Here is a 23,494-nt window from a genome sequence, read left to right on the forward strand (position 1 = left end):
GCGAATCGAACCGCCGGCTCACTTACCGGGGAAGATAAGCACGCCGAGGAGGAACACAATGACGGCCACCTGCTGGGTCGCCCCGGCCACATCGCCGGTTTGCCCGCCGATGAGACGGCCGGAGAGCCACGCCAGCGCCGCCAGCGCGATCAGCGGCGCGGCGAGGCCGGCGAAGGCGGTTCCAATCCCGAAGGCCGGCACGAGAATGACCACCACCAGCAGCGCCGCCATCAGGGCGCAGGCGAGGGTCGCCGCTTCCGAGGGCTGCCCCACGGCGGCAGCGCTGCCGTCGGAGCGGGCCGGGGGCAGGGCGCGCAGCAGCAGGATGCCCGCCGCGCGGGATGCGGCCTCGGCGGCGACCAGCACGAGGGCGGCGCGCAGCGGCCCGGCCCTGAGCGCCAGCGCCTCGAGAGCCCCGATGCGCAGCAGCAGGGCCAGCACCAGCGCGGATGCGCCATAGCTGCCGATGCGGCTGTCGCGCATGATCTCCAGCCGCCGCTCGCGGGTCCAGCCGCCGCCGAGGCCGTCGGCCGTGTCGGCAAGGCCGTCCTCGTGGAACGCGCCGGTGGCGAGCACCAGCACCGTCACCGCCAGCGCGGCTGCGAGGAAGGGCGGCAGCTTCAGCGCCAGCGCCCCCACCAGCACCACGCCACCCAGCGCACCGATGACCGCGCCGGCCAGGGGAATGGCATAGGCAATCCTGTCGAGCTGGGGCGGGGCATGATCCGCCGCCGCGTCCGGCCCGGCGGGCAGGGGCAGGCGCGAATAGAAGCGCAGGGCGGCAAGAAGGTCCTTCGCGAGGGTCGGCATCAGGCGTCCGGGCTGGAGTTGCGGGGCACCGGGAGCGGGGCGCGCGCCTCCTTGGGAGCCTGTCTCGCGGCCGCGGTCAAGAGCTGCCTGCGGCGCTGCGGCCGTCCGTGCCTCTGGCCAAATCCGCACGCCTGCCCCTATATGCGCCCCACGGACGGGCTTTTCGGCCCGGCCGGCGTCGTGCTTTGGAGGCCATCATGTCGGGCATCACCAGGTCCAGCGACGGGCTGGACGATCGCCGTCGCCGCATCCTGTTCCGCGCCTGGCATCGCGGCATGCGCGAGATGGACCTGATCCTCGGCAATTTCGCCACCGCCGAGATCGAGAACCTCTCCGATGCGGAGCTCGTGGCGTTCGAGGAGCTGCTGGAGCCCGAGGACCAGAAGGTCTTTTCCTGGGTCAGCGGCACCGAGCCGATCCCGCCCGAGTTCGACACCCCGCTGTTCGCGAAGATCTGCGCCTTCCACCTTTCGGGCCGCGGCCTGCCGGACTGACGCCGGTCGCCGTCCCCACGTCCTTTTCCCGGAGTGCCCCCGTGAAGCGTCCCCTGCCGCTCGCCGACGCGCTGGCCGAAGGCCGGCCGCTCATCCTCTCCCGCGTCGCGGACGGCATGGAGGGCATGGTGGTGGCGGACCTCGCCCGCTCCATCGCGGCCCGCAAGAACCCGCCCTGGCCGAGCCTGACCGTGGTGTGCCGGGACGGGCAGAGGATGGCGGCCATCGAGCGCGGGCTCGCCTTCTTCGCGCCCGAGCTGGAGGTGATCTCCTTCCCCTCGTGGGACTGCCTGCCCTATGACCGCGCCTCGCCCAACGCCGCCATCGTGGCGCGGCGCATGGCGGCGCTGGCGCGGCTGGCGCGGGTGAAGGGCGGGGCGGCGAGCGTGCTGCTCACCACCGTCAACGCCACCGTGCAGCGCGTTCCGGCCAGGGGGCTGGTGGAGGCGCAGTCGCTGGTGGCGGTGCCGGGTCACGCCATCGCCCTCGACGGCGTGACCCAGTGGGCCGAGCAGAACGGCTTCCTGCGCACCCCCACCGTGCGCGACACCGGCGAATATGCCGTGCGCGGCGGCCTCATCGACCTGTTCCCGCCTGGCCTCGACGCGCCGATCCGGCTCGACTTCTTCGGCGACACGCTGGAGAGCATCCGCGCCTTCGATCCCGAGACCCAGCGCACTACCGGCCAGCTGCGGTCGCTGGAGCTGGTGCCCATGGCCGAATTCCAGCTGACCACCGACACCATGCGGCGCTTCCGCATGGCCTACGTAGCCCAGTTCGGCGCCGCCCAGAAGGGCGACACGCTGTACGAGGCGGTGAGCGAGGGGCGCCGCCACGCCGGCATGGAGCACTGGCTGCCCCTGTTCCACGAGCGCATGGACACGCTGTTCGACTATCTGGAAGGCGGCACGCTGCTGCTCGACCCGCTTGCCGAGGAAGCGGCGGGCGAGCGCATCGCCCAGGTGGCGGATTATTACGACGCCCGCCGCCATGCGCAGGAGCAGGGCGGCGGGCCCGTCTACAATCCCCTGCCGCCGGACCGGCTCTATCTCACCGGCCCGGAATGGACGAAGCGCATCGCCGGCATGCCGCTCGCCCGCATCTCGCCGTTCACGCAGCCGCAGGGCGGGGCCGGGCAGGTGATCGACCTTGGCGGCGCGCAGGGCCGCTCCTTCGCCGCCGAGCGCGCCGACCCGGAGGCCAACGTCTTCGACGCCGCCGTCGCCCATGTGCGCGAGCTGCAGAAGGTGAAGAAAGTCATCCTCGCCGGCTGGTCGGAGGGCTCGCGCGAGCGGCTCGGCACGGTGCTGGCCGACCATGGGCTGACCGGCGCCGCCGCCATCTCCCGCTTCGATCGCCTCTCCGCGCTGCCGAAGACGCAGGCGGCGCTCGCCGTGTTCGGGCTGGAGGCCGGGTTCGAGACGCCGGATTTCGCGGTCATCGGCGAGCAGGACATCCTCGGCGACCGCCTCGTGCGCCCCAAGCGCAAGGCGCGTCGTCCGCAGGACGTGCTCACCGAGCTGACAGCGCTCACCGCCGGCGACCTCGTGGTGCACGTGGACCACGGCATCGGCCGCTTCGTGGGCCTGAAGACCGTGGAGGCCGCCGGCGCTCCCCATGATTGCCTGGAGCTGCACTATGCGGGCGGGGACAAGCTGTTCCTGCCGGTGGAAAATCTCGAGCTTCTGAGCCGCTACGGCTCGGAGGAGACGGAAGCCCAGCTGGACAAGCTGGGCGGCGGCGCCTGGCAGGCCCGCAAGGCGCGGATGAAGAAGCGCATCCGCGAGATGGCCTCCCAGCTCATCAAGATCGCGGCCCAGCGCCAGCTCGGCGAGGCGCCCAAACTGGTGCCGGCGGCCGGCCTCTATGACGAGTTCCGCGCCCGCTTCCCCTATGAGGAGACGGACGACCAGGAAGCCGCCATCGACGCGGTGCTGGACGACCTCGCCTCCGGCCATCCCATGGACCGCCTCGTGTGCGGCGACGTGGGCTTCGGCAAGACCGAGGTGGCCCTGCGCGCGGCGTTCGCGGTGGCGCTTTCCGGCAAGCAGGTGGCGGTGGTGGTGCCGACGACGCTGCTCGCACGCCAGCACCACAAGACCTTCCGCGAGCGCTTCCACGGGCTGCCGGTGAACATCGCCCAGGCCTCGCGCATGGTGACGGGCAAGGACCTGACCGCCGTCAAGAAGGGCATTTCCGACGGCACGCTGGACATCGTGGTCGGCACCCACGCGCTGCTCGGCAAGGGCATCAATTTCAAGGATCTCGGCCTCGTCATCGTCGACGAGGAGCAGCATTTCGGCGTCGCCCACAAGGAGCGGCTGAAGCAGCTGCGGGCCGAGGTGCATGTCCTCACCCTTACCGCGACCCCCATCCCCCGCACGCTCCAGCTGGCCATGACCGGGGTGCGCGAGCTCTCCATCATCGCCACGCCGCCGGTGGACCGCCTCGCGGTGCGTACCTTCATCACGCCGTTCGATCCGCTGGTGGTGCGCGAGGCGCTGCTGCGCGAGCGCTATCGCGGCGGCCAGAGCTTCTATGTGGTGCCGCGCATCGAGGATCTCGCCGAGGTGCGCGAGTTCCTCGCGGCTTCCGTGCCCGAGGTGAAGGTGGCGGTGGCCCACGGCCAGCTCGCCGCCGGCGCGCTCGAAGACATCATGACCGCCTTCTACGACGGCCAGTACGACGTGCTGCTCTCCACCACCATCGTGGAATCGGGCCTCGACGTGCCCAACGCCAACACGCTGATCGTGCATCGGGCGGACATGTTCGGCCTCGCCCAGCTCTACCAGCTGCGCGGGCGCGTCGGCCGGGCCAAGGCGCGGGCCTATGCGATCTTCACCGTGCCGGCGACCAAGCCCGTGACGGTGCAGGCGGAACGCCGGCTCAAGGTGCTGCAGTCGCTGGAGACGCTGGGCGCCGGCTTCCAGCTGGCGAGCCACGACCTCGACATCCGCGGCGCCGGCAACCTCCTGGGCGACGAGCAGTCGGGCCACATCAAGGAAGTGGGCTACGAGCTGTACCAGGAGATGCTCCAGGAGGCGATCGCCCACATCAAGGCCGGCATCACGGACTATGTGGACGACAAGTGGTCGCCCAACATCACCATCGGCATGCCGGTGCTGATCCCCGAGGACTATGTGGGCGACCTGCACGTGCGCCTCGCCCTCTACCGCCGCCTCGCCGACATCAAGGAGGACGCCGAGATCGATTCCTTCGGCGCCGAGCTGGTGGATCGCTTCGGCCCTGCGCCGGAGGAGGTGGGCCAGCTGCTCAAGCTCACCCAGATCAAGGCGCTCGCCCGCAAGGCGAATGTGGAGAAGGTGGACGCCGGCCCCAAGGGCGTGGTGCTGGGCTTCCGCGGCAACGAGTTCGCGGATCCCTCCGGCCTCGTGAAGTTCATCGGGCAGGAGGGGCCGCAGGCCAAGGTGCGGCCGGACTTCAAGGTGGTGTTCCTGCGCGACTGGCCCTCCGCCGAGGACCGTCTCAAGGGGACGCTGACCATCCTGAAGAAGCTGGCCGCGCTGGCGGAGAAGAAGGGGCACTAGAGCAAGCGGACACAGGCCGTCGCTGCGCCCTGATGAGGCTCGGCGATCCCTGCGCCGGATGGCGCATTCGGAAGAGCGGGCAGGGCGGGTTGCGGGCTCCAACGATGGAGCGCCGGCGCCATCGCCTTCCGGTGGGCGCGGTGTTCAGGCGAGGCGCCCGGTGACCGCAGATCCGCGAGCTGCCGGGTTCTTCCCTGGGTGGCGGCGGTTTCCCGCCAGCGTGTCCGCAGCCAGAAACGGCAACGGCCCGACGATCTGCCGGGCCGTGTCCGACCGCACGGACAGATGGCCGTGCGGAACGGGGCAGCGCCCGGCCATCCAGAGCCGGGCCAAAGTTCACTTCACGCCGAGCACGCCGCCCACGGCGCCGCCGACCGCGCCCACGGCGCCGCCAACCACCGCGCCCACCGGGCCGGCGGCCTTCTCGCCTTCCTTCGCGCCCTGGGCCGCGCCGGTGCCGGTGCCCTTCACGCCGCCCGCGACACCGCCGGCCACGCCGCCCGTGACGCCGCCGACCGTGCCGCCCACGGCGGTGCCGACGGGCCCGGCCGCCTTGTCACCGACCGCTGCACCGGTGTTTGCGCCCTGCTCGGCGCCCTTGACCACGCCCTGAGCGAAACCGGCAGCCGGCGTGAGCGCCAGCACCAGAGCAGCCGCCACAATGGTCTTCTTCATGGCCGATCCTTTCATTCCTTATGGATCCGCGCCTGCGGGACGGGACCTGCTCCCGTCCGGGCACGCGATCTCCCTGGGCATCCGGAGGATTTTGCCCGCCTCAACCATAGCTTGTCGAAAGGTGTCCCGCCACGGGTTGGGTCAATGCGCAGGTCAGGTTGGACCCTTGCGGGCGCAAGCTCGCGCACAAATGAAAAGCGGCCGGGCAGAGGCCCGGCCGCTTCGCATCTTCAGTCCCTTGGCCGCCCGAGCAAACCGGCATGCCGGTTTGCGTTTCGCGAAGTTTCGCCGGGCGGCGTCAGGCGTCTGTTCTACCTCAGAAGTCCATGCCGCCGCCCGAGCAAACCGGCTGTTGCCGGTTTGCGTTTCGCGAAGTTTCGCCGGGCGGCGTCAGACGTCTGCCCTACCTCAGAAGTCCATGCCGCCGCCCGGCATGGCCGGGGCCGCGGGGGCGTTCTTCTTCGGCAGCTCGGCGATGAGCGCCTCGGTGGTGATCAGCAGGCCGGACACGGAGGCCGCGTCCTGCAGGGCGGTACGCACGACCTTGGTGGGGTCGATGATGCCGGACTTCACCATGTCCACATACTCGCCGGTCTGGGCGTTGTAGCCGAAGGCGTAGTCGGAGGACTCGAGGATCTTGCCCACCACGACGGAACCGTCGTCGCCGGCGTTCTGCACGATCTGGCGGGCCGGAGCCTGGATGGCGCGGCGCACGATCTCGATGCCGGTCTTCTGGTCGGCGTTCTCGACCTTCAGGCCTTCCAGCACCTTGATGGAGCGCAGCAGGGCCACGCCGCCGCCGGGAACGATGCCTTCTTCCACCGCGGCGCGGGTGGCGTGCAGGGCGTCGTCCACGCGATCCTTCTTCTCCTTCACCTCGACCTCGGTCGAGCCGCCGACGCGCACCACGGCGACGCCGCCGGCGAGCTTGGCGAGGCGCTCCTGCGCCTTCTCACGGTCGTAGTCGGAAGTGGTGGCCTCGATCTGGGCGCGGATCTGGGCGATGCGGGCCTCGATGTCGGCCTTCTCGCCGGCGCCGTCGACGATCGTGGTGTTCTCCTTCTCGATCACCACCTTCTTGGCGCGGCCGAGCATGGAGAGGTTCACGCTGTCGAGCTTGATGCCGACTTCCTCGGAGATCACGGTGCCGCCGGTCAGGATCGCGATGTCCTGCAGCATGGCCTTGCGGCGATCGCCGAAGCCGGGGGCCTTCACGGCCGCGACCTTGAGGCCGCCGCGCAGCTTGTTCACCACGAGGGTGGCGAGCGCCTCGCCTTCCACGTCCTCGGCGATGATGAGCAGCGGACGGGCCGACTGCACCACCGCCTCGAGCACGGGCAGCAGCTCCTGCAGGCCGGTCAGCTTCTTCTCGTTGATGAGGATGTAGGGCTCCTCGAACTCAACGCGCATCTTCTCGGCATTGGTGATGAAGTAGGGCGAGAGGTAGCCGCGGTCGAACTGCATGCCCTCGACCACGTCGAGCTCGGTCTCGGCGGTCTTGGCTTCCTCGACGGTGATGACGCCCTCGTTGCCGACCTTCTTCATGGCCTCGGCGAGGAACTTGCCCACCTCGGCGTCGCCGTTGGCGGAAATGGTGCCGACCTGGGCGATCTCCTCGTTGGAGGTCACCTTGCGCGAGTTGGCGGCGAGATCCTTGACGATGGCGTCCACGGCGAGGTCGATGCCGCGCTTCAGGTCCATCGGGTTCATGCCGGCGGCCACGGCCTTGGCGCCCTCGCGGACGATGGCCTGGGCGAGCACGGTGGCGGTGGTGGTGCCGTCGCCGGCGAGGTCGTTGGTCTTGGAGGCGACCTCACGCACGAGCTGGGCGCCGAGGTTCTCGAACTTGTCCTCGAGCTCGATCTCCTTGGCGACGGAGACGCCGTCCTTGGTGATGCGGGGAGCGCCGAACGACTTCTCGATCACCACGTTGCGGCCCTTGGGGCCGAGGGTGACCTTCACCGCGTTGGCGAGGATGTCCACGCCGCGCAGAACCTTGTCGCGCGCGTCGACGGAGAATTTTACTTCCTTGGCAGCCATGGGGCGTGCTCCTTCGGAAAGGGAACGGTGGATTGTGGAGTGGAGAGGAAAGGGGGCTCAGGCCGCCTGTCTTCAGGCCGCCTTGGGCTCAGGCCGCCTTCTTGGCGCCCGCCGCACCCTCGATCACGCCGAGGATGTCGCTTTCCTTCATGATGAGCAGGTCCTGGCCGTCGATCTTGACCTCGGTGCCCGACCACTTGCCGAACAGCACGATGTCACCGGCCTTCACGTCGAGGGCGACGAGCTCGCCCTTCTCGTTGCGGGCGCCCGGGCCCACAGAGACGACTTCGCCCTGCTGCGGCTTCTCCTTGGCGGTGTCGGGAATGATGATGCCGCCGGCCGACTTCTGCTCGGCCTCGATGCGCTTGACGACCACGCGGTCGTGCAGGGGACGGAAACCCATCGGGAAACCTCCGGTTCGTTGCTTCTTTTCAGGGCGCCGGGCCATCCGGTACCCGGCTCGACGCGATCTAAGGGCGCCGTTTTGCCACCGCAAGGGGGCCGGTGAAATTTTTTGGCACTCAGGGAGGGGGAGTGCCAACCCGCCGGAAAGCCGAGAAAATTCAACGCACGCTGTTCACCGGAACCATCGCCCGGTGGTGTGCGGGGCGCGCGGCGGTCGCTGTCAGCAGTCTCCGTAGTCAGCTGCTAGCGTGTTGTTTTTGCAGAAGGAAACCAATCTTTAGCCTTGGCGTTGGGAAACTGGCGAGCCGACAATGGATTGTCTGGTTCCGGCATGGCTCGTCGGATGGCCGCGAGATGCCGGGCACGGGGTTATGGAGGTGCGACCGATGGTGTCCCACTCGTCCAAGGTATCGCGTGACTTCGTTCTCCAGCTGGAGGGCTACGGCCTCGCCACGGCCGAGATCCTCTACCGGATGCCCGACCATCCGGCCCTTCTTCAAACCTATCTCTGGCAGGAATACGACCTCTGCCCGCGTTTTCCCGAGCTCAACAAGTTTCTGGAGTTCTGGCAGCGCGAGCTGGAGGGGCGGCTGCATTCGGTGCGGGTGGCCCATACCGGCCTCATCCGCCCGGCGGAGCTGCGATCCGTCGACGGGATGTTCCTGCTGAACTGAGCGGTCGCGGGCGCATTAGGGTACCTAATTGCGCTGTTGGTTGCCGTATGGGGAATTTCTATCTCGCATTGCGCCGCCCGCCGGGCTATGACCTGCGCGGGCGGCCGATGGCAGGCATCCGGCGCGGGGGCCGGGAATCTGGCGCGCGCCGCCCACCCCCATCCACCGGCTTCGCGCGCAGGCGTGCCCCGGCGGCATGGTCCCGCGCACCTGCCCTGACACCGCCGCTTTCCCGGTGCTAAGAGTGAAGGTGACCCATGGAGAACAGGTCGCCTTGGATCACAGAACACCCCGAACGTCCGAGTTGCTCGCCGCCGTCCTCGCCTCCCAGGAAGGGGAGCAGGTGGCCATCGGCGATCTTGTGAACGCCCTGCGGAACCGCGCGTTCGGCATCCTCTTCCTCATCTTCGGCATCCCGAACTGCATTCCCATGCCGCCGGGAATCCCGGTCGTCTGCGGCATCATCCTCGGCCTCATCGGCCTGCAGATGATGCTGGGCCGCCAGGAGCTGTGGCTGCCGGAGCGCATCGCCCGGCGTACCTTCTCGCGCGCCATGCTGGAGAGCATCGTCACCCGCTCGCGCCCCTGGATCGAGCGGTTCGAGAAGATCTCGCGGCCGCGTTACGAGCAGTTCGCCGGGCCGACGGCGCGGCGCGTGGTGGGTGCCACCGTGGTGGTGCTCGGCTTCATCCTGATCCTGCCGATTCCCTTCCTCGGCAACCTGCCGCCCGGCTTCGCCGTCTGCATCTTCGGCCTCGGCCTCGTGGAGCGGGACGGGCTGGTGATTCTCGCCGGCTTCGGCGCCACCGTCCTCGGCCTGCTGGTGACAGCGCTGATGAGTTGGGCCATCTACCAGGGCGCCATCGCCATCTTCTGAGCTGTCCGCCCCCGCCCCATGCGTGTCGACGCCTTCGATTTCGAGCTCCCCGAGGAGCATATCGCCCTGCGCCCCGCCGAGCCGCGGGAGGCCGCGCGGCTGCTCGTCATCACCCCCGGCCGCATGCCGGAGCTGACCGACGCCCGTGTCGGCGACCTGCCGTCCCTGCTCCGGCCCGGCGATGCGCTCGTGGTGAACGACACCCGCGTCATCCCCGCCGCGCTGGAGGGCACGCGCGCCCGCGCGGACGGCTCGACGGTGCGGATCGAGGCGACGTTGGTGAAGCGGCTCGATGGCCATCGCTGGACCGCCTTCGCCAAGCCGGCCAAGCGACTGCGCGAAGGTGACGTGGTGCGCTTCGGCGGGCAGGGCAGGGTGTGCCTGCTCGGCACCCTCGACGCGCGGGTGGAAGCGCGGCGCGAGGGCGAGGTGGACCTCGCGTTCGACCTCTCCGGCGCGGTGCTGGACGAGGCGCTGGCGCAGGTGGGGCACATGCCGATCCCGCCCTACATCGCCGCCCGCCGGGCCGAGGACGAGCGCGACCGCACCGACTACCAGACCGTGTTCGCGCGGGTGGACGGCTCGGTCGCCGCCCCCACCGCCAGCCTGCATTTCACCCCCGCATTGATGAGCGAGATCAGCGCGCGGGGCGTCAGCGTCCACACTGTCACGCTGCATGTGGGCCCCGGCACGTTCCTGCCGGTGAAGGCCGACGACACCGCCGCCCACAGGATGCACGCCGAATGGGGCGAGGTGAGCGACGACACCGCCGCCGCCCTCAACGCCGTGAAGGCGAACGGCGGGCGCATCATCACCGTGGGCTCCACCTCCACCCGCCTCATCGAGAGCGCGGCCGGGGAGGACGGCACCATCCGCCCGTTCGTGGGCGAGACCGACATCTTCATCACCCCCGGATACCGGTTCCGGGCAGCGGACGGCATGGTCACGAACTTCCACCTGCCGCGCTCGACGCTGGTGATGCTGGTGGCGGCCCTCGTGGGGCATGAGGTGCAGAAGCGCGCCTACGCCCACGCCATCGCGCAGGGCTACCGCTTCTATTCCTATGGCGATGCCTGCCTGCTTCTGCCAGAAGGCGGGACATGACGCTGCACACGCCTGCCGACACCTTCTCCTTCACCCTGTCCGCGACCGACGGCGCCGCCCGCACCGGCTTCGTCTCGACGCCGCGCGGGGCCATCCGCACGCCCGCCTTCATGCCGGTGGGCACGGTCGCCACGGTGAAGGGGCTCTATTTCGACCAGGTGAAGGCGGCGGGCGCCGACATCGTGCTCGGCAATACCTACCACCTCATGCTGCGCCCCGGCGCCGAGCGGGTGGCGAAGCTCGGCGGCCTGCACAAGTTCATGCGCTGGGACGGGCCGATCCTTACCGATTCCGGCGGTTTCCAGGTCATGAGCCTGTCCGACCTGCGCAAGATGAGCGAGCAGGGTGTCACCTTCCGCTCCCACGTGGACGGCGCCATCCACGAGATGAGCCCCGAGCGCTCGGTGGAGATCCAGGGCCTGCTGGGCGCCGACATCCAGATGCAGCTGGACGAATGCGTGCGCCTGCCCTGCACCGAGGAGGAGGCGGCGCGCGCCATGCGCCTTTCCCTGCGCTGGGCGGAGCGCTCCAAGCGCGCGTTCGAGACGCAGCCCAAGGGCCGGGCGCTGTTCGGCATCGTGCAGGGCGGGGCGGTGCCGGCGCTGCGGGTGGAATCGGCGCGCGAGCTCTCCGCCATGGATTTCCCCGGCTATTCCATCGGCGGCCTTGCGGTGGGCGAGCCGCAGGAGGTCATGCTCGCCATGATCGAGACGGTGGAACCGCACCTGCCCACCCACAAGCCGCGCTACCTGATGGGCGTCGGCACGCCGGACGACCTGTTGCAGAGCGTCGCCCGCGGCATCGACATGTTCGATTGCGTGATGCCCACCCGTTCCGGCCGCCACGCGCTGGCCTTCACGCGGTTCGGCCGCATCAATCTGAAGAACGCCCGCCACGCCGACGATCCCCGCCCGCTGGACGAGGAGAGCGACTGCCCGGCCCTGCGCGACTATTCCCGCGCCTACCTGCATCATCTGGTGCGCTGCCAGGAGATGCTGGGCTCCATGCTCATCTCCTGGGCCAACATCCATTATTACCAACAGCTCATGGCCGGCGCCCGCGCCGCCATCGCCGCCGGCCGCTACGCGGATTATGTGGCGGAAACCAAGGCCGGCTGGGCGCGCGGCGATATCCCGCTCTGGCAAGGCTGATGGGTCCGCGGCGCGCATCGCGCAGGTTCCTGCAACTCCCCCATTGAATAAACGGACAACCGTTTTATTCTAGCGCCGCTTCCCCGCGCCGCCCAAGGCGCGCATCCGACAACAGGGGGAGGCGAGGGAGGGAAGGACAGATGCTGCCGAACAGCTCCGCGGGATTCGATTTCGACCTCGGCGAGACCGCCGACATGCTGCGCGACACGGTGCGCGATTTCTCGCAGGCCGAGATCGCGCCCCGCGCCGACGAGATCGACAAGACCAACACCTTCCCGCGCGACCTGTGGCCCAGGCTCGGCGCGCTCGGCCTGCTCGGCATCACGGCGGAAGAGGAATACGGCGGCTCCGGCCTCGGCTACCTCGAGCACGTGATCGCCATGGAGGAGATCTCCCGCGCCTCCGCGTCGGTGGGCCTGTCCTACGGCGCGCACTCGAACCTCTGCGTCAACCAGATCAGCCGCAACGGCAACGCCGAGCAGAAGGCGAAGTACCTGCCCAAGCTCATCTCGGGCGAGCATGTGGGCGCGCTCGCCATGTCCGAGCCGGGTGCCGGCTCCGATGTCGTCTCCATGCGCACCCGCGCCGAGAAGAAGGGAGACCGCTACGTCCTCAACGGCTCGAAGATGTGGATCACCAACGGCCCCATCGCCGAGACGCTGGTGGTCTACGCCAAGACCGACCCGGCCGCCGGCCCGCGCGGCATGACCGCCTTCCTGGTGGAGAAGGGCTTCAAGGGCTTCTCCACCGCCCAGAAGCTGGACAAGCTGGGCATGCGCGGCTCCGACACCGGCGAGCTGGTGTTCGAGGATTGCGAGGTGCCGGAGGAGAACGTGCTCGGCGCCGTGGGCAAGGGCGTCAACGTGCTCATGAGCGGGCTCGACTATGAGCGCGCGGTGCTCTCCGGCGGCCCCACGGGCATCATGCAGGCCTGCATGGACATCGTCCTGCCCTATGTCCACGAGCGCAAGCAGTTCGGCCAGCCCATCGGCACCTTCCAGCTGATGCAGGGCAAGATCGCCGACATGTACGTGACCATGAACGCCACCAAGGCCTACGTCTACGCCGTGGCCAAGGCCTGCGACCGCGGCGCCACCACCCGCGAGGACGCCGCCGGGGCCATTCTCTATTCGGCGGAGAAGGCCACCTGGATGGCGCTGGAGGCGATCCAGACCCTGGGCGGCAACGGCTACATCAACGACTACCCCACCGGCCGCCTGCTGCGCGACGCCAAGCTCTACGAGATCGGCGCCGGCACCAGCGAGATCCGTCGCATGCTCATCGGCCGCCAGCTGTTCGACAAGACCGCCTGAGGCGCATCGTCGCCGGCTGGGGCGGGGTGGGCTGCGGCTCGCCCCGCCCCGGCCGTTCTTGGGAGTGGCTCTCCGGGGACGGTGGTCCGTGACCGGAAGCTGCGACCTTGGCCGGTCATGTTTGGGCGGGCATGCCGGCACGCGGCGCTCCAGCCGCGTGCCGCCATCGGGCTGGCGCAGCCGATCGACTGTCCCGGCGGTGATCGCCGGTCAGGAGCAAGGTGGTGCGCTTGGGGGAGGGATGTCAGGCTGGCGGCGGCGCGCGCGGGCGTGCGTTCTCGCAGACAGGGATCGCGCCCGGGAGGAGGCCAGCCGGGACCGGGCAGGCGACGCCTGCGCTGCGGAAAATGGAACGGGGAGGTTCGGCCGGAGCCGGAAGAACGGGCGTGCCGCCGATGGCGCAGGCATCGTAGCAGGGCGCCGCCACATCGCGTGCTGGCTGGCCGTCATCGTGGAGGCGACCGAGGCAGTGCGCCCCGTCGAGCGCCAGTCGCGCCGCCATGGAAGCGCTCGCCACGGATCCGGAAAAGGCTTGCAGAAGAGCGAGATAGCACAGCGCCCATGTCAGCAGGCGCCGGCGCGCACCGAACTTGGGCCGGGCCGCAGGAGCCCGCGCCAGCCGTCCCGTTCCGCCCGTCACCGCGCGCATCAAGCCGCCATCCCCACGCTGCGGCGGCCGTCTCAGAGAGGATGCCGCGCGCTTCTTGAAGGATCGCACGCCCCACGCGTCCGCGCCAACCCGGTCCCGCAATGCCCGCAGGGGTTTTCGCGGACGCGAAATGCGGCTATAAGACGTCAGCCAGCCAATCCCGAACAGCGGGATCGCCCGCGATTCCAGAACAATTTGATTGGTGACGCGAGATGCCTTCTTGCATTTCTTCGCGCGCACCGCAGCGGCGCCCCGCTTTTCGCGCCCTGTCCGGTGTCGCCCTGGCCGCTCTTCTCTCGCTGGCCCCCGTCGTGATGCCGCTCGCCGCCTTCGCGCAGGCCCATGATCACGCCCCGGTCGCGGCGCCCGTGGCGCCGGCACCCGCGCCGGCCGTTGCGGACGCTGCGGCACCTGCCGTCCCATCGGCCCCCGAGCTCTCGGCGCCGCCCGTCGCGCCGGCGCCGTCCGCGCCCGCCCAGCTGCCGCACGATCTGTCGCCCTGGGGCATGTTCCTCGCGGCGGATGTGGTGGTGAAGGCGGTGATGCTGGGCCTCGCCTTTGCTTCCGTGGTCACCTGGACCGTCTGGTTCGCCAAGTCCATCGAGCTGCTGTTCGCGCGGCGGAAGGTGTCGCGCACGCTCGCTGCGCTGCGCCACGCCCCGACGCTTTCCGCCGCCGCGAACGAGCTGCCCTCCGGCCATCCGGACCCCTCGGCCGCCATCGTGCAGGTGGCGCTGGCCGAGTGGCGCGCCTCCGAGAGCCTGCCCGCCGAAGGCATCAAGGAGCGCGTCGCCGTCGCCCTCAACCGGATCGAGGCGCGGGCCGGACGGCGCATGTCGGGCGGCACCGGCGTGCTCGCGACCATCGGCGCCACCGCCCCCTTCGTCGGCCTGTTCGGCACGGTGTGGGGCATCATGAATTCCTTCATCGGCATCTCGAAGGCCCACACCACCAACCTCGCAGTGGTGGCCCCCGGCATCGCCGAGGCGCTGCTCGCCACCGCCATCGGCCTTGTGGCCGCCATCCCGGCGGTGGTCATCTACAACGTGTTCGCCCGCGCCATCTCCGCCTACAAGGCCCGCCTTGCCGACACCTCGGCCGAGGTGATGCGCCACCTCTCGCGCGACCTCGACCGCGAGGCGGCGGGCATCGAGCCGCGCCGGCTGCGCGCCGCGGCGGAGTAAGGCCATGGCCGCCCGGCTCGACCACGGCGGGGACGACCTCGTCGAGAATCACGAGATCAACGTCACGCCGTTCATCGACGTGATCCTGGTGCTGCTCATCATCTTCATGGTGGCGGCCCCGCTCGCCACGGTCGACGTGAAGGTGGACCTGCCGAGCTCCAATGCCCAGCCGCAGACGCGCCCGGACAAGCCCCTGTTCCTGACCCTGAAGCAGGACCTGACGCTTGCCCTGGGCGACGACACGGTGTCGCGCCCCGGTCTCGGGGCCATCCTCGACGACGCCACCGGCGGCGACCGGCAGCAGCGCGTGTTCGTGCGGGCGGACAAGGCCGTTCCCTACGGCGACGTCATGGAGCTGATGAACCTCCTGCGCGCCGCCGGCTACCTGAAGGTGGCGCTGGTCGGGCTGGAAGGGGAGGCGGCGCTGGCGCCGTCCGGCAGCGCGCCGGGGCCGGCGCAGTGAGCCTCGTCCACCCTCACTCCCACCCGCACTGGCTCGACCTCGATCGCCGGCACCTGCGGGACTCGGTGCTGCGGCTGGGCGCGGGCGCGGTTCTCATGACCGTGACCGCCGCGGCGGGGGCGTTCGTGGTCCTGAGCTGGCCGCGGCCCCAGGCCTCGACGGCCGAGCCGGCCGCGGCGATGATGATCGAGCTTGCCCCCATCGCGGTGAGCGTCGCCTCGCAGGCCGATGCGGTGCCCGCGCCGCCGTCGGAAAAGTCGCCGGAGGCCACTCCGGACGCGCCGGATACCCCGCAGGAAGCCGCGCCGCCGCCCGATCCGGTGGTGGAGCAGACCCTCGAGAAGCTTCCGGAGGTGCAGGCCGCGCCCACCCCGGCCGAGGTGGTGCTGCCCAAGGTGGAGCCCAAGAAGGAGGCGGTGAAGGAGCCGCCGCCGCCCAAGCGCGTGGAGCGCCCCAAGGCGGAGGCCAAGCCCACCCGCAAGCGGGAGGCGCCGGTGACCGCAGCCGCGCCCCGTTCGGAAGCCGCCACCGCCGAGACCACGGCGGCGCCCTCGCAGGGCAGCTCCGCGGTCCGCTCCGCCGCCATCGCCGACTGGCGGTCGCGGGCCTTCGCCCATCTCAGCCGCTACAAGCGGCCGCAGGGGGGGCACGTGGGCAAGCCGGGAGTGTCCATCTCCATCAGCGCGGCCGGCGCGGTCACCTCGGCCGGGCTGGCCCGGTCCTCGGGCGATCCGGTGCTCGACCAGGAGGCGGTCGCCATGGCCCGCCGCGCCTCGCCTTTCCCGCCCCATCCGAGCGGGGCCTACACATTCAGCGTGGCGGTGGACTTCACCCGCTGAGGCGAGGCCGGAGCGCCGGCCCGCGGGCCGGCGCATGTGAGCGACGCAGGGCTAGGCTCTCGCCTGTGCATGGGGGGCCTTTGGACTTCACCTGCGCCCTGTGATAAGCGCACAGTCCGCTCCGGCAAGTGGACCGTGGTCCGGCCGGAGTGCCCCGACATCACCGGAGACCTGCCATGGCCTCGCAGGACGCGAACCGCGCCTCCGTCACGGAGGAAATGAACCGCTTCTTCACCGCCTCTCTCGCCGAGACCGATCCCGAGATCGCCGGCGCGGTGGAAGCGGAGCTGGGTCGCCAGCGCGACGAGATCGAGCTGATCGCATCCGAGAACATCGTCTCGCGCGCGGTGCTCGAGGCGCAGGGCTCCGTGCTCACCAACAAGTATGCCGAGGGCTATCCGGGCAAGCGCTACTATGGCGGCTGCCATTTCGTGGACGTGGCCGAGAACCTCGCCATCGAGCGCGCCAAGAAGCTGTTCAATTGCGGCTTCGCCAACGTGCAGCCGAACTCCGGCAGCCAGGCCAACCAGGGCGTGTTCTTCGCCGTGCTCCAGCCGGGCGACACCTATCTCGGGCTCAACCTCGCGGCGGGCGGGCACCTGACCCACGGCTCGCCGGTCAACATGTCCGGCAAGTGGTTCAACCCCGTGCCCTACACGGTGCGCGAGGACGACCAGCGCATCGACTATGACGAGGTGGCGAAGCTCGCGGACCAGCACAAGCCGAAGCTGATCGTGGCCGGCGGCTCGGCCTATCCGCGCGTCATCGACTTCCCGAAGATGCGCGCCATCGCCGATTCGGTCGGCGCGCTGCTGATGGTGGACATGGCGCACTTTGCAGGATTGGTCGCCGGCGGCGCCCATCCCAGCCCCTTCCCCCACGCCCATGTGGTGACCACCACCACCCACAAGACCCTGCGCGGCCCGCGCGGCGGCATGATCCTCACCAATGACGAGGGTCTCGCCAAGAAGATCAACTCGGCCATCTTCCCCGGCATCCAGGGCGGGCCGCTGATGCATGTCATCGCCGCCAAGGCGGTGGCGTTCGGCGAGGCGCTGCGCCCCGAGTTCAAGCTCTATGCGAAGAACGTGGTGGAGAACGCCAAGGCGCTGGCCGAGACCCTGAAGGGCCATGGCTTCGACATCGTCTCCGGCGGCACCGACACCCATCTGATGCTGGTGGACCTGCGGCCCAAGCGCCTCACGGGCAAGACCTCGGAAGGCGCGCTCGGCCGCGCCCACATCACCACCAACAAGAACGGCATCCCGTTCGATCCCGAGAAGCCGTTCGTCACCTCCGGCATCCGCCTCGGCACGCCGGCCTGCACCACCCGCGGCTTCGGCGTGGCCGAATTCCAGCAGGTGGGCGACATGATCGCCGAGGTGCTGGGCGTCCTCTCCCAGAAGGGCGCGGACGAGGATTCGCTGGTGGAAGCCGCGGTGCGCGAGAAGGTCTCCACCCTGCTCGCCCGCTTCCCCATCTATCCCTGAGGGCGTTGCCGGAAGGCGTGACAGATGCGGTGTCCGTACTGCAACGGCCTCGACACGCAGGTCCGTGATTCCCGGCCGACGGAGGACAACACCGCCATTCGCCGCCGCCGCATCTGTCCCGATTGCGGCGGCCGCTTCACCACCTTCGAGCGCGTGCAGCTGCGCGAGCTGATGGTGCTGAAGCGCTCCGGCCGGCGCGTGCCGTTCGATCGCGACAAGCTGGCCCGCTCGGTGGACGTGGCGCTGCGCAAGCGCCCCGCGGACGGCGAGCGGGTGGAGCGGATGCTGTCCGGCATCGTGCGCCAGCTGGAAAGCATGGGTGAGGGCGACATCACCTCCGAGACCATCGGCGAGATGGTGATGGAGGGGCTGAAGCAGATCGACGACGTGGCCTATGTGCGCTTCGCCTCGGTCTACCGCAATTTCCGCGAGGCCAAGGACTTCGAGAACGCCCTCGCCGAATTGTCCCACGAGGGCGAGTCCCGGCCGGAAGCCGAGCCGGCCCGCGACAAGCCGAAGCCGGCCGCGCGGAGCCCCGAATGACCCCGTCCCCTCTGTCCGTCCAGCCGGTGACCTCGCCGGAGGAGGACGAGTTCTTCATGGCCGACGCCCTGAAGGTCGGCCAGACCGGGCTCGGGCGCACCTGGCCCAACCCCGCCGTCGGCGCCGTGGTGGTGCAGCATGTGGACGGGCGCGCCCGCGTGGTGGGCGCCGCCGCCACCGCCGCCACCGGCCGCCCCCATGCCGAGCCGCTGGCCCTCGCCCAGGCGGGGGAGGCGGCGCGCGGGGCGACGCTCTACGTCACGCTCGAGCCCTGCTCGCATCATGGCCGCACGCCGCCCTGCGCCGATGCGGTGATCGCCGCCGGTATCAGCCGCGTGGTCGCCGCCATCGAGGACCCCGACCACCGCGTGAAGGGCAGGGGCGTCGCCCGCCTGCGCGCGCGCGGCATCTGGGTCACGGTCGGGGTGGGCGCCGAGCAGGCACTGCACGATCATGCCGGCCACATCCGCCGCGTCACCGAGGGCCGGCCCCACGTGCTGCTCAAGATGGCGGTGTCCGCCGACGGCAAGGCGGCGCTGGCCGGCCCCCGTCCCGCCGCCATCACCGGCGCGGAGGCGCGCGCCCGCGCCCATCTGATGCGGGCCCATACGGATGCGATCCTCGTCGGCCTCGGCACGGTGGTGGCCGACGACCCCATGCTCACCTGCCGGCTCGACGGTTACGAGAACCGTTCCCCGGTGCGCCTCGTGCTCGATTCCGGGCTCGATATCGCGCTCGACAGCGCTCTGGTGCGGACCGCCTGCGACGTGCCGGTGTGGGTGATTGCCGCTGATGACGTGCCCGCCGATCGCGCCGCCGCCCTCATGGAGCGGGGCGTGGAGGTGCTGCGCGCGCCGCGTGGCGGGCCCGATGGCCGCGTCCATCTGCCGGCGGTGCTGAAGCTGCTCGGTCTGCTCGGCATCACCCGGCTGATGGTGGAAGGCGGGCCCACGGTTGCCGCCGCCTTCCTCGACCACGGGCTGGTGGACGAGGTGGCCGTGTTCCAGAGCCCGCTGGTGCTGGGCCCGGACGCTTATGACGCGCTGGCCGGCCGGCCCGTCGGCCGCCTGTTCGCCCCCGTTGGCTTCGCCGAGGTGGAGCGCGCCGAGCTGGGCGCCGATCGCCTCGTGCGCTTGTGGAGACGCTGAGATGTTCACCGGCATCGTCACCGACATGGGCGACCTCGTCGCGGTGGAGGAGAAGGGCGAGGTGAAGACCCTCACCCTCGCCACCGAGTTCGACGCCGCCGGCATCGACATCGGCGCCTCCATCGCCCATGCCGGCGTGTGCCTCACCGTGACCTCGGTCGCGCCCGGCGGCCCGCGCGGCACCCTCTTCACCGTGGACGCCGCGCCCGAGACGCTGGCCATCACCACCGTCGGCAGCTGGACGCCGGGGCGGAAGATCAACCTGGAGCGCTCGCTGAAGATGGGCGATGAGCTGGGCGGCCACATGGTCTCCGGCCACGTGGACTGCACGGCCAAGGTGGTCTCGCGCGAGGATCTGGGCAGCACCACGCGCTTCGTGTTCGAGGTGCCCGAGGCTTTGGCGCGGTTCGTGGCGGCCAAGGGCTCGGTCGCGCTCGACGGTACCTCGCTCACGGTCAACACTGTGGACGGAAACACCTTTTCCTGCCTGCTCATCCCCCACACCCTGGCGGTCACCACCTGGGGCGGCGTGAAGGCGGGCGACACGGTCAATTTCGAGGCGGACCTGATGGCCCGCTACGCCGCGCGGCTTGCGGAGTTTCCGCGGGCCGGATAGAGCGCGATCCAATCGAGCACGCCGACCCGCGTGCATTGCAAGCCGGCTGGCGCGTGCGCTAGGCCGGCGGCCTGAACATTCTGGAGAGGTTCCATGGTCACCACGCGCCGCGAGAGCGCCGCAGCGAGCGACGCCTCGCTCAAGGGAGCGCGGGTCCTCATCATCGAGGGCCGCTATTACGAGGCGCTGGCCGACGAGCTGCTGGCCGGCGCCCGCGCCGTGCTGGAGGCCGCCGGCGTGGAGGTGGAGGTCATCACCGTGCCCGGCGCGCTGGAGATCCCCGTCGCCGCCGAGATCGCCCTCGACGCCGCCGAGCTGAACGACAGCCCGGTGGACGGGGTGGTGGGGCTCGGCGTGGTCATCCGCGGCGAGACCTATCATTTCGAGATCGTGGCGGGTGAATCCGCGCGCGGGCTCATGGACATCGGCATGGCCCACGCCCTGCCGGTGGGCAACGGCATCCTCACCGTGGACACCGAGGCGCAGGCCTGGGAGCGCGCCCGCGTGACCGAGGGCAACAAGGGCGGCGGCGCGGCCGAGGCCGTCCTTTCGCTGCTGCGCCTGCGGCGCCGGCTGGAAGCGTGAGGGCCCGGCCATGAAGGACGCTGCCGCTCCGGCCAAACCCATGAAGAAGAGCGCGGCCCGCCTCGGCGCGGTGCAGGCGCTCTACCAGATGGACCTCGCCCAGACCCCGGTGAACGACATCTTCGCCGAGTTCGAGAGCCACTGGCTCGGCCAGGAGGTGGAGGGCATCGAGCTGCCCGAGGCCGACGTGCGGCTGTTCCGCGCCGTGGTGGAGGGTGTCATCACCGAGCAGCGGCGCATCGACCCGCTGGTGGATGGCGCCCTCTCCAAGGGCTGGCCGTTGAAGCGGGTGGAAGCGGTGCTGCGCGCCGTGCTGCGCGCCGGCGCGTTCGAGCTGGCCTCGAAGCCCGACGTTCCGGCCCGCGTGGTGATCGCCGAATATGTGAACGTTGCCGGCGCCTTCCTCGATCGCGACGAGACCGGCATGGTGAATGCCGTGCTCGACACCCTCGCCCGGGAGCTGCGGCCGGACGAGTTCTCCGGAGGCTGAGATGGCGGACGGCGACGGGACACCGGTTTCGGGCGAGGATCGCTTCATCGCGCGTTTCCTGCGTCCCATCGCCGGCTCGCCCGCCGCCCTCGGCCTGCGCGACGACGCGGCCCTGCTCACCCCGCCCGAAGGCTGCGACCTGGTGCTGACCAAGGACGCGGTGGTCGCGGGGGTGCATTTCTTTCCCGATGATCCGCCCACCGCCATCGCCCGCAAGGCCATGCGGGTGAACCTGTCCGATCTCGCCGCCAAGGGCGCAGCCCCGCTCGGCGCGCTGCTCGCGCTCGCCTTGCCGAAGGGCACGCCGGACGCCTGGATGGAGGCGTTCGCCGCCGGCCTCGGCGCCGACGCGGAGCTTTATGGCTGCCCCATCCTCGGCGGCGACACCGTCTCCACGCCCGGCCCCGTGACCATCACCATCACCGCGCTCGGCGCGGTGCCGAAGGGGGCGTTCGTGCCCCGCACCGGCGCGCGGCCTGGACAGGCCATCCTCGTCACCGGCACCATCGGCGATGCGGCGCTGGGCCTCGCGCTACGGCTCGACGGGGCGCGGGCGGGATTTGCCGGCCTGTCGGAGGAGCGGCGCGCCCACCTGCTCGACCGCTATCTCCATCCCCAGCCCCGGCTCGCCCTCGCCGAGGTGCTGCGCCGCCATGCGGCTGCCGCCATGGATGTCTCGGACGGGCTCGCCGGCGACGTGGCGAAGATGCTGGCCGCCTCAGGCTGCGGCGGTCATCTGGAGGCGCGGCGGGTGCCGCTCTCCGGCGCCGCGCAGGCGGCCATCGCGGCCGAACCGGCCCTGCTGCGCACCGCGCTCACCGGCGGCGACGATTACGAGGTGGTCGCCTGCGTCCCCCACGCCGCCATCCCTGCCTTCACCGCCGAGGCGGCGGAGGCCGGCGTGCCGGTGGCCCTCATCGGCGAGACGCGGGCGGGGGAGGGGCTGACGGTGACCGACGCCGGCGGCCATGCGCTCGATCTCGGCGCGGGGAGCTTCAGCCACTTCTGAGCGCGGCTCAGCCCAGCGCCACCAGCGCCGCACCGGCCGCAATGAGCCCGACGCCGAGCGCGGCCATGGCGGAGAGCCGCTCCCCCAGGAAGATGACGCCGAACACCGCCACCAGCACCACGCTCAGCTTGTCCACCGGCGCCACCCGCGCCGCGTCGCCCATCTTCAGCGCCCGGAAGTAGCACAGCCACGAGGCGCCGGTGGCGAGCCCCGACAGCACCAGAAACACCCAGGTGCGGGTCGCGATGGACGAAAGCGGCTGGACCGCCCCGCCCGCGAAGGCGATGGCGGCGACCAGCGCCAGGATCACCACGGTCCGGATCAGGGTGGCGAAGTCCGAATCCACGCCGGCGACGCCCACCTTGGCGAAAATGGCGGTGAGCGCGGCGAAGGCGGCCGAGAGGACGGCCCAGACGGCCCAGTTGGCGAAAAGCGATCGCGTCATGCCCGGCCGGCCTCGGTGCTTGGCGTGGACCACGTGCCAATCGCGCGCACAGATCGGGACATGGCGACCGCCACCAGGGTGTAGGAAATCAGCATCAGCAGAAACCAGGAGGTCAGCTTGCTTGGGGGCACCATCGCCCAGCCGCCGGTCTGGTTGGGATAGAGCCAAGCGCCGGCGCCGGTGGCGATATTCTCGCCGAACCAAATGAAGAGCGAGACCAGCACGAAGCCGAGCAGCAAGGGCATGCGGCGATGAACCGTCCAGACCCTGAAGAAGACGGTCGTTCGACCGAACAGGGCCACTGCAGCCGCGACCAGCAGCCACCGAAAGTCATATCCCCAGTGATTGGTGAAGAAATTGAGATAGATGGCCGCTGAGAGCAGGCCCAGCGCCCATAATGGCGGGTGCTGCGTGAAGCGGAAGTCGAACAGGCGCCATACGCGGGCGATATAGCTGCCGACCGCCGCATACATGAAGCCGGAAAACAGGGGCACACCGGCTAGCCGGAGAAAACTCGCCTCGGGATAGTGCCAGGAGCCGACGGATGTCTTGAACAATTCCATCACCGTTCCAACGAGATGGAACGCCAAGATCACCTTGGCCTCCTCCAAGGTTTCGAGGCCGAACCACAATAACCCCGCCTGGACCAGAATGCAGGCAAGAACCAGCGCATCGTAGCGCGGCAGAGCGGCGTGTTGGGGATACCAGAGGCGCGTCACGATGATCAGACCGAGGAGAATTCCACCGAAAAGACAGGCCCAAGCCTGCTTCAGGCCGAATCGCACAAATTCGTAGATCCCGGCCGCGAGCGGGCCGCGGCGACAGAAGGCAGCGCTCAGCCGTTCTTCCCGCGCAGCGAAAGCAGCAAGGAGCGGCCATCCCGCGCGCTCGTTCGTCTCCGCCAACTCGGCAGGCTCTTCCATCGGCCTCGTGCTCACAATG

General features: G+C 70.1%; 24 protein-coding genes. 17 read left to right on the forward strand and 7 right to left on the reverse strand.

What is annotated here, in order from left to right:
* Positions 1-18 precede the first annotated feature (18 nt).
* Positions 19-810, reverse strand: coding sequence for an adenosylcobinamide-GDP ribazoletransferase (cobS, locus tag V5F49_RS21945; RefSeq protein WP_394116658.1), 792 nt, complete (start codon positions 808-810; stop codon positions 19-21).
* A 197-nt stretch (positions 811-1,007) separates the two neighbouring features.
* On the opposite strand from cobS, the gene V5F49_RS21950 reads away from it, so the two are divergent.
* Positions 1,008-1,304: an FAD assembly factor SdhE gene (locus V5F49_RS21950; protein ID WP_394116657.1), complete on the forward strand. Its 297-nt coding sequence runs from the start codon at positions 1,008-1,010 to the stop codon at positions 1,302-1,304.
* Between the two features lie 41 nt (positions 1,305-1,345).
* Positions 1,346-4,852: a transcription-repair coupling factor gene (mfd, locus tag V5F49_RS21955; protein WP_394116656.1), complete on the forward strand. Its 3,507-nt coding sequence runs from the start codon at positions 1,346-1,348 to the stop codon at positions 4,850-4,852.
* A gap of 336 nt (positions 4,853-5,188) precedes the next feature.
* Here mfd and V5F49_RS21960 read toward each other — a convergent pair whose 3' ends face one another.
* From V5F49_RS21960 to groES, 3 genes are all read right to left on the reverse strand, one after another.
* Positions 5,189-5,527 carry a hypothetical protein gene (locus V5F49_RS21960; RefSeq protein WP_394116655.1) on the reverse strand — a complete coding sequence of 113 codons (339 nt, stop codon included), beginning with the start codon at positions 5,525-5,527 and terminating at the stop codon, positions 5,189-5,191.
* A 408-nt stretch (positions 5,528-5,935) separates the two neighbouring features.
* A complete protein-coding gene (groL, locus tag V5F49_RS21965; protein WP_394116654.1) occupies positions 5,936-7,567 on the reverse strand; it encodes a chaperonin GroEL in 1,632 nt (543 codons plus the stop codon).
* Positions 7,568-7,655: 88 nt separating this feature from the next.
* Positions 7,656-7,970, reverse strand: coding sequence for a co-chaperone GroES (gene groES, locus V5F49_RS21970; RefSeq protein WP_394116653.1), 315 nt, complete (start codon positions 7,968-7,970; stop codon positions 7,656-7,658).
* A 388-nt stretch (positions 7,971-8,358) separates the two neighbouring features.
* On the opposite strand from groES, the gene V5F49_RS21975 reads away from it, so the two are divergent.
* The 5 genes from V5F49_RS21975 to V5F49_RS21995 all read left to right on the forward strand — a co-directional run bounded on the left by V5F49_RS21975 (position 8,359) and on the right by V5F49_RS21995 (position 13,091).
* Positions 8,359-8,646: an usg protein gene (locus tag V5F49_RS21975; protein WP_394116652.1), complete on the forward strand. Its 288-nt coding sequence runs from the start codon at positions 8,359-8,361 to the stop codon at positions 8,644-8,646.
* A gap of 304 nt (positions 8,647-8,950) precedes the next feature.
* Positions 8,951-9,523 carry an exopolysaccharide biosynthesis protein gene (locus V5F49_RS21980; protein WP_394116651.1) on the forward strand — a complete coding sequence of 191 codons (573 nt, stop codon included), beginning with the start codon at positions 8,951-8,953 and terminating at the stop codon, positions 9,521-9,523.
* An 18-nt stretch (positions 9,524-9,541) separates the two neighbouring features.
* On the forward strand, positions 9,542-10,627 hold the full coding sequence (gene queA, locus V5F49_RS21985; RefSeq protein WP_394116650.1) for a tRNA preQ1(34) S-adenosylmethionine ribosyltransferase-isomerase QueA: 1,086 nt from the start codon (positions 9,542-9,544) through the stop codon (positions 10,625-10,627).
* Positions 10,624-11,778 carry a tRNA guanosine(34) transglycosylase Tgt gene (gene tgt / locus V5F49_RS21990; protein ID WP_394116649.1) on the forward strand — a complete coding sequence of 385 codons (1,155 nt, stop codon included), beginning with the start codon at positions 10,624-10,626 and terminating at the stop codon, positions 11,776-11,778. The genes queA and tgt overlap by 4 nt, the downstream gene beginning before the upstream one ends.
* A gap of 140 nt (positions 11,779-11,918) precedes the next feature.
* Positions 11,919-13,091, forward strand: a complete 1,173-nt coding sequence (locus tag V5F49_RS21995) for an isovaleryl-CoA dehydrogenase (RefSeq protein WP_394116648.1) — start codon at positions 11,919-11,921, stop codon at positions 13,089-13,091.
* A gap of 244 nt (positions 13,092-13,335) precedes the next feature.
* Here the strand turns inward: V5F49_RS21995 and V5F49_RS22000 are convergent, their stop codons facing one another.
* On the reverse strand, positions 13,336-13,980 hold the full coding sequence (locus V5F49_RS22000) for a hypothetical protein (RefSeq protein ID WP_394116647.1): 645 nt from the start codon (positions 13,978-13,980) through the stop codon (positions 13,336-13,338).
* Positions 13,981-14,054: 74 nt separating this feature from the next.
* Here V5F49_RS22000 and exbB point away from each other — a divergent pair, with 74 nt between their 5' ends.
* From exbB to thiL, 10 genes are all read left to right on the forward strand, one after another.
* Positions 14,055-14,924: a tonB-system energizer ExbB gene (exbB, locus tag V5F49_RS22005; protein WP_445329378.1), complete on the forward strand. Its 870-nt coding sequence runs from the start codon at positions 14,055-14,057 to the stop codon at positions 14,922-14,924.
* Positions 14,925-14,928: 4 nt separating this feature from the next.
* Positions 14,929-15,387 carry a TonB system transport protein ExbD gene (exbD, locus tag V5F49_RS22010; protein ID WP_394116645.1) on the forward strand — a complete coding sequence of 153 codons (459 nt, stop codon included), beginning with the start codon at positions 14,929-14,931 and terminating at the stop codon, positions 15,385-15,387.
* The gene (locus V5F49_RS22015; RefSeq protein ID WP_394116644.1) at positions 15,384-16,226 is read left to right on the forward strand and encodes an energy transducer TonB family protein; all 843 of its coding nucleotides are present in this window, start codon (positions 15,384-15,386) and stop codon (positions 16,224-16,226) included. Before exbD ends, V5F49_RS22015 begins: the two co-directional genes overlap by 4 nt.
* Before the next feature lie 176 nt (positions 16,227-16,402).
* Positions 16,403-17,716 (forward strand): serine hydroxymethyltransferase, encoded by a 1,314-nt coding sequence (glyA, locus tag V5F49_RS22020; RefSeq protein WP_394116643.1) that lies wholly within the window; start codon positions 16,403-16,405, stop codon positions 17,714-17,716.
* A 24-nt stretch (positions 17,717-17,740) separates the two neighbouring features.
* Complete coding sequence (gene nrdR / locus V5F49_RS22025; protein ID WP_394116642.1) at positions 17,741-18,259, forward strand: transcriptional regulator NrdR; 519 nt, start codon at positions 17,741-17,743, stop codon at positions 18,257-18,259.
* The gene (gene ribD / locus V5F49_RS22030) at positions 18,256-19,407 is read left to right on the forward strand and encodes a bifunctional diaminohydroxyphosphoribosylaminopyrimidine deaminase/5-amino-6-(5-phosphoribosylamino)uracil reductase RibD (protein WP_394116641.1); all 1,152 of its coding nucleotides are present in this window, start codon (positions 18,256-18,258) and stop codon (positions 19,405-19,407) included. Before nrdR ends, ribD begins: the two co-directional genes overlap by 4 nt.
* A gap of 1 nt (position 19,408) precedes the next feature.
* Complete coding sequence (locus V5F49_RS22035; protein WP_394116640.1) at positions 19,409-20,023, forward strand: riboflavin synthase; 615 nt, start codon at positions 19,409-19,411, stop codon at positions 20,021-20,023.
* A gap of 93 nt (positions 20,024-20,116) precedes the next feature.
* Complete coding sequence (gene ribH, locus V5F49_RS22040; RefSeq protein ID WP_394116639.1) at positions 20,117-20,608, forward strand: 6,7-dimethyl-8-ribityllumazine synthase; 492 nt, start codon at positions 20,117-20,119, stop codon at positions 20,606-20,608.
* A gap of 10 nt (positions 20,609-20,618) precedes the next feature.
* Positions 20,619-21,098, forward strand: coding sequence for a transcription antitermination factor NusB (gene nusB, locus V5F49_RS22045; RefSeq protein WP_394116638.1), 480 nt, complete (start codon positions 20,619-20,621; stop codon positions 21,096-21,098).
* A gap of 1 nt (position 21,099) precedes the next feature.
* Entirely contained in the window at positions 21,100-22,107 is a 1,008-nt protein-coding gene (gene thiL / locus V5F49_RS22050) for a thiamine-phosphate kinase (protein ID WP_394116637.1), read from the forward strand.
* Positions 22,108-22,114: 7 nt separating this feature from the next.
* On the opposite strand, the gene V5F49_RS22055 is transcribed toward thiL, so the two are convergent.
* Both V5F49_RS22055 and V5F49_RS22060 read right to left on the reverse strand, forming a co-directional pair.
* The gene (locus V5F49_RS22055; protein ID WP_394116636.1) at positions 22,115-22,552 is read right to left on the reverse strand and encodes an EamA family transporter; all 438 of its coding nucleotides are present in this window, start codon (positions 22,550-22,552) and stop codon (positions 22,115-22,117) included.
* Complete coding sequence (locus V5F49_RS22060; RefSeq protein WP_394116635.1) at positions 22,549-23,475, reverse strand: DUF817 domain-containing protein; 927 nt, start codon at positions 23,473-23,475, stop codon at positions 22,549-22,551. Before V5F49_RS22060 ends, V5F49_RS22055 begins: the two co-directional genes overlap by 4 nt.
* Between the last annotated feature and the right edge of the window lie 19 nt (positions 23,476-23,494).

It is taken from the genome of Xanthobacter lutulentifluminis (genome assembly GCF_043194675.2).
In the GTDB taxonomy this organism is placed as follows: domain Bacteria; phylum Pseudomonadota; class Alphaproteobacteria; order Rhizobiales; family Xanthobacteraceae; genus Xanthobacter.

What these genes read in the sequence shown, in the direction of transcription:
- cobS (WP_394116658.1), bottom strand. Translation starts at nt 810, where the DNA reads ATGCCGACCCTCGCGAAGGACCTTCTTGCCGCCCTGCGCTTCTATTCG.
- V5F49_RS21950 (WP_394116657.1), top strand. Translation starts at nt 1,008, where the DNA reads ATGTCGGGCATCACCAGGTCCAGCGACGGGCTGGACGATCGCCGTCGC.
- V5F49_RS21960 (WP_394116655.1), bottom strand. Translation starts at nt 5,527, where the DNA reads ATGAAGAAGACCATTGTGGCGGCTGCTCTGGTGCTGGCGCTCACGCCG.
- groL (WP_394116654.1), bottom strand. Translation starts at nt 7,567, where the DNA reads ATGGCTGCCAAGGAAGTAAAATTCTCCGTCGACGCGCGCGACAAGGTT.
- groES (WP_394116653.1), bottom strand. Translation starts at nt 7,970, where the DNA reads ATGGGTTTCCGTCCCCTGCACGACCGCGTGGTCGTCAAGCGCATCGAG.
- V5F49_RS21975 (WP_394116652.1), top strand. Translation starts at nt 8,359, where the DNA reads ATGGTGTCCCACTCGTCCAAGGTATCGCGTGACTTCGTTCTCCAGCTG.
- queA (WP_394116650.1), top strand. Translation starts at nt 9,542, where the DNA reads ATGCGTGTCGACGCCTTCGATTTCGAGCTCCCCGAGGAGCATATCGCC.
- tgt (WP_394116649.1), top strand. Translation starts at nt 10,624, where the DNA reads ATGACGCTGCACACGCCTGCCGACACCTTCTCCTTCACCCTGTCCGCG.
- V5F49_RS21995 (WP_394116648.1), top strand. Translation starts at nt 11,919, where the DNA reads ATGCTGCCGAACAGCTCCGCGGGATTCGATTTCGACCTCGGCGAGACC.
- exbB (WP_445329378.1), top strand. Translation starts at nt 14,055, where the DNA reads ATGCCGCTCGCCGCCTTCGCGCAGGCCCATGATCACGCCCCGGTCGCG.
- exbD (WP_394116645.1), top strand. Translation starts at nt 14,929, where the DNA reads ATGGCCGCCCGGCTCGACCACGGCGGGGACGACCTCGTCGAGAATCAC.
- glyA (WP_394116643.1), top strand. Translation starts at nt 16,403, where the DNA reads ATGGCCTCGCAGGACGCGAACCGCGCCTCCGTCACGGAGGAAATGAAC.
- nrdR (WP_394116642.1), top strand. Translation starts at nt 17,741, where the DNA reads ATGCGGTGTCCGTACTGCAACGGCCTCGACACGCAGGTCCGTGATTCC.
- ribD (WP_394116641.1), top strand. Translation starts at nt 18,256, where the DNA reads ATGACCCCGTCCCCTCTGTCCGTCCAGCCGGTGACCTCGCCGGAGGAG.
- V5F49_RS22035 (WP_394116640.1), top strand. Translation starts at nt 19,409, where the DNA reads ATGTTCACCGGCATCGTCACCGACATGGGCGACCTCGTCGCGGTGGAG.
- ribH (WP_394116639.1), top strand. Translation starts at nt 20,117, where the DNA reads ATGGTCACCACGCGCCGCGAGAGCGCCGCAGCGAGCGACGCCTCGCTC.
- nusB (WP_394116638.1), top strand. Translation starts at nt 20,619, where the DNA reads ATGAAGGACGCTGCCGCTCCGGCCAAACCCATGAAGAAGAGCGCGGCC.
- thiL (WP_394116637.1), top strand. Translation starts at nt 21,100, where the DNA reads ATGGCGGACGGCGACGGGACACCGGTTTCGGGCGAGGATCGCTTCATC.
- V5F49_RS22055 (WP_394116636.1), bottom strand. Translation starts at nt 22,552, where the DNA reads ATGACGCGATCGCTTTTCGCCAACTGGGCCGTCTGGGCCGTCCTCTCG.
- V5F49_RS22060 (WP_394116635.1), bottom strand. Translation starts at nt 23,475, where the DNA reads ATGGAAGAGCCTGCCGAGTTGGCGGAGACGAACGAGCGCGCGGGATGG.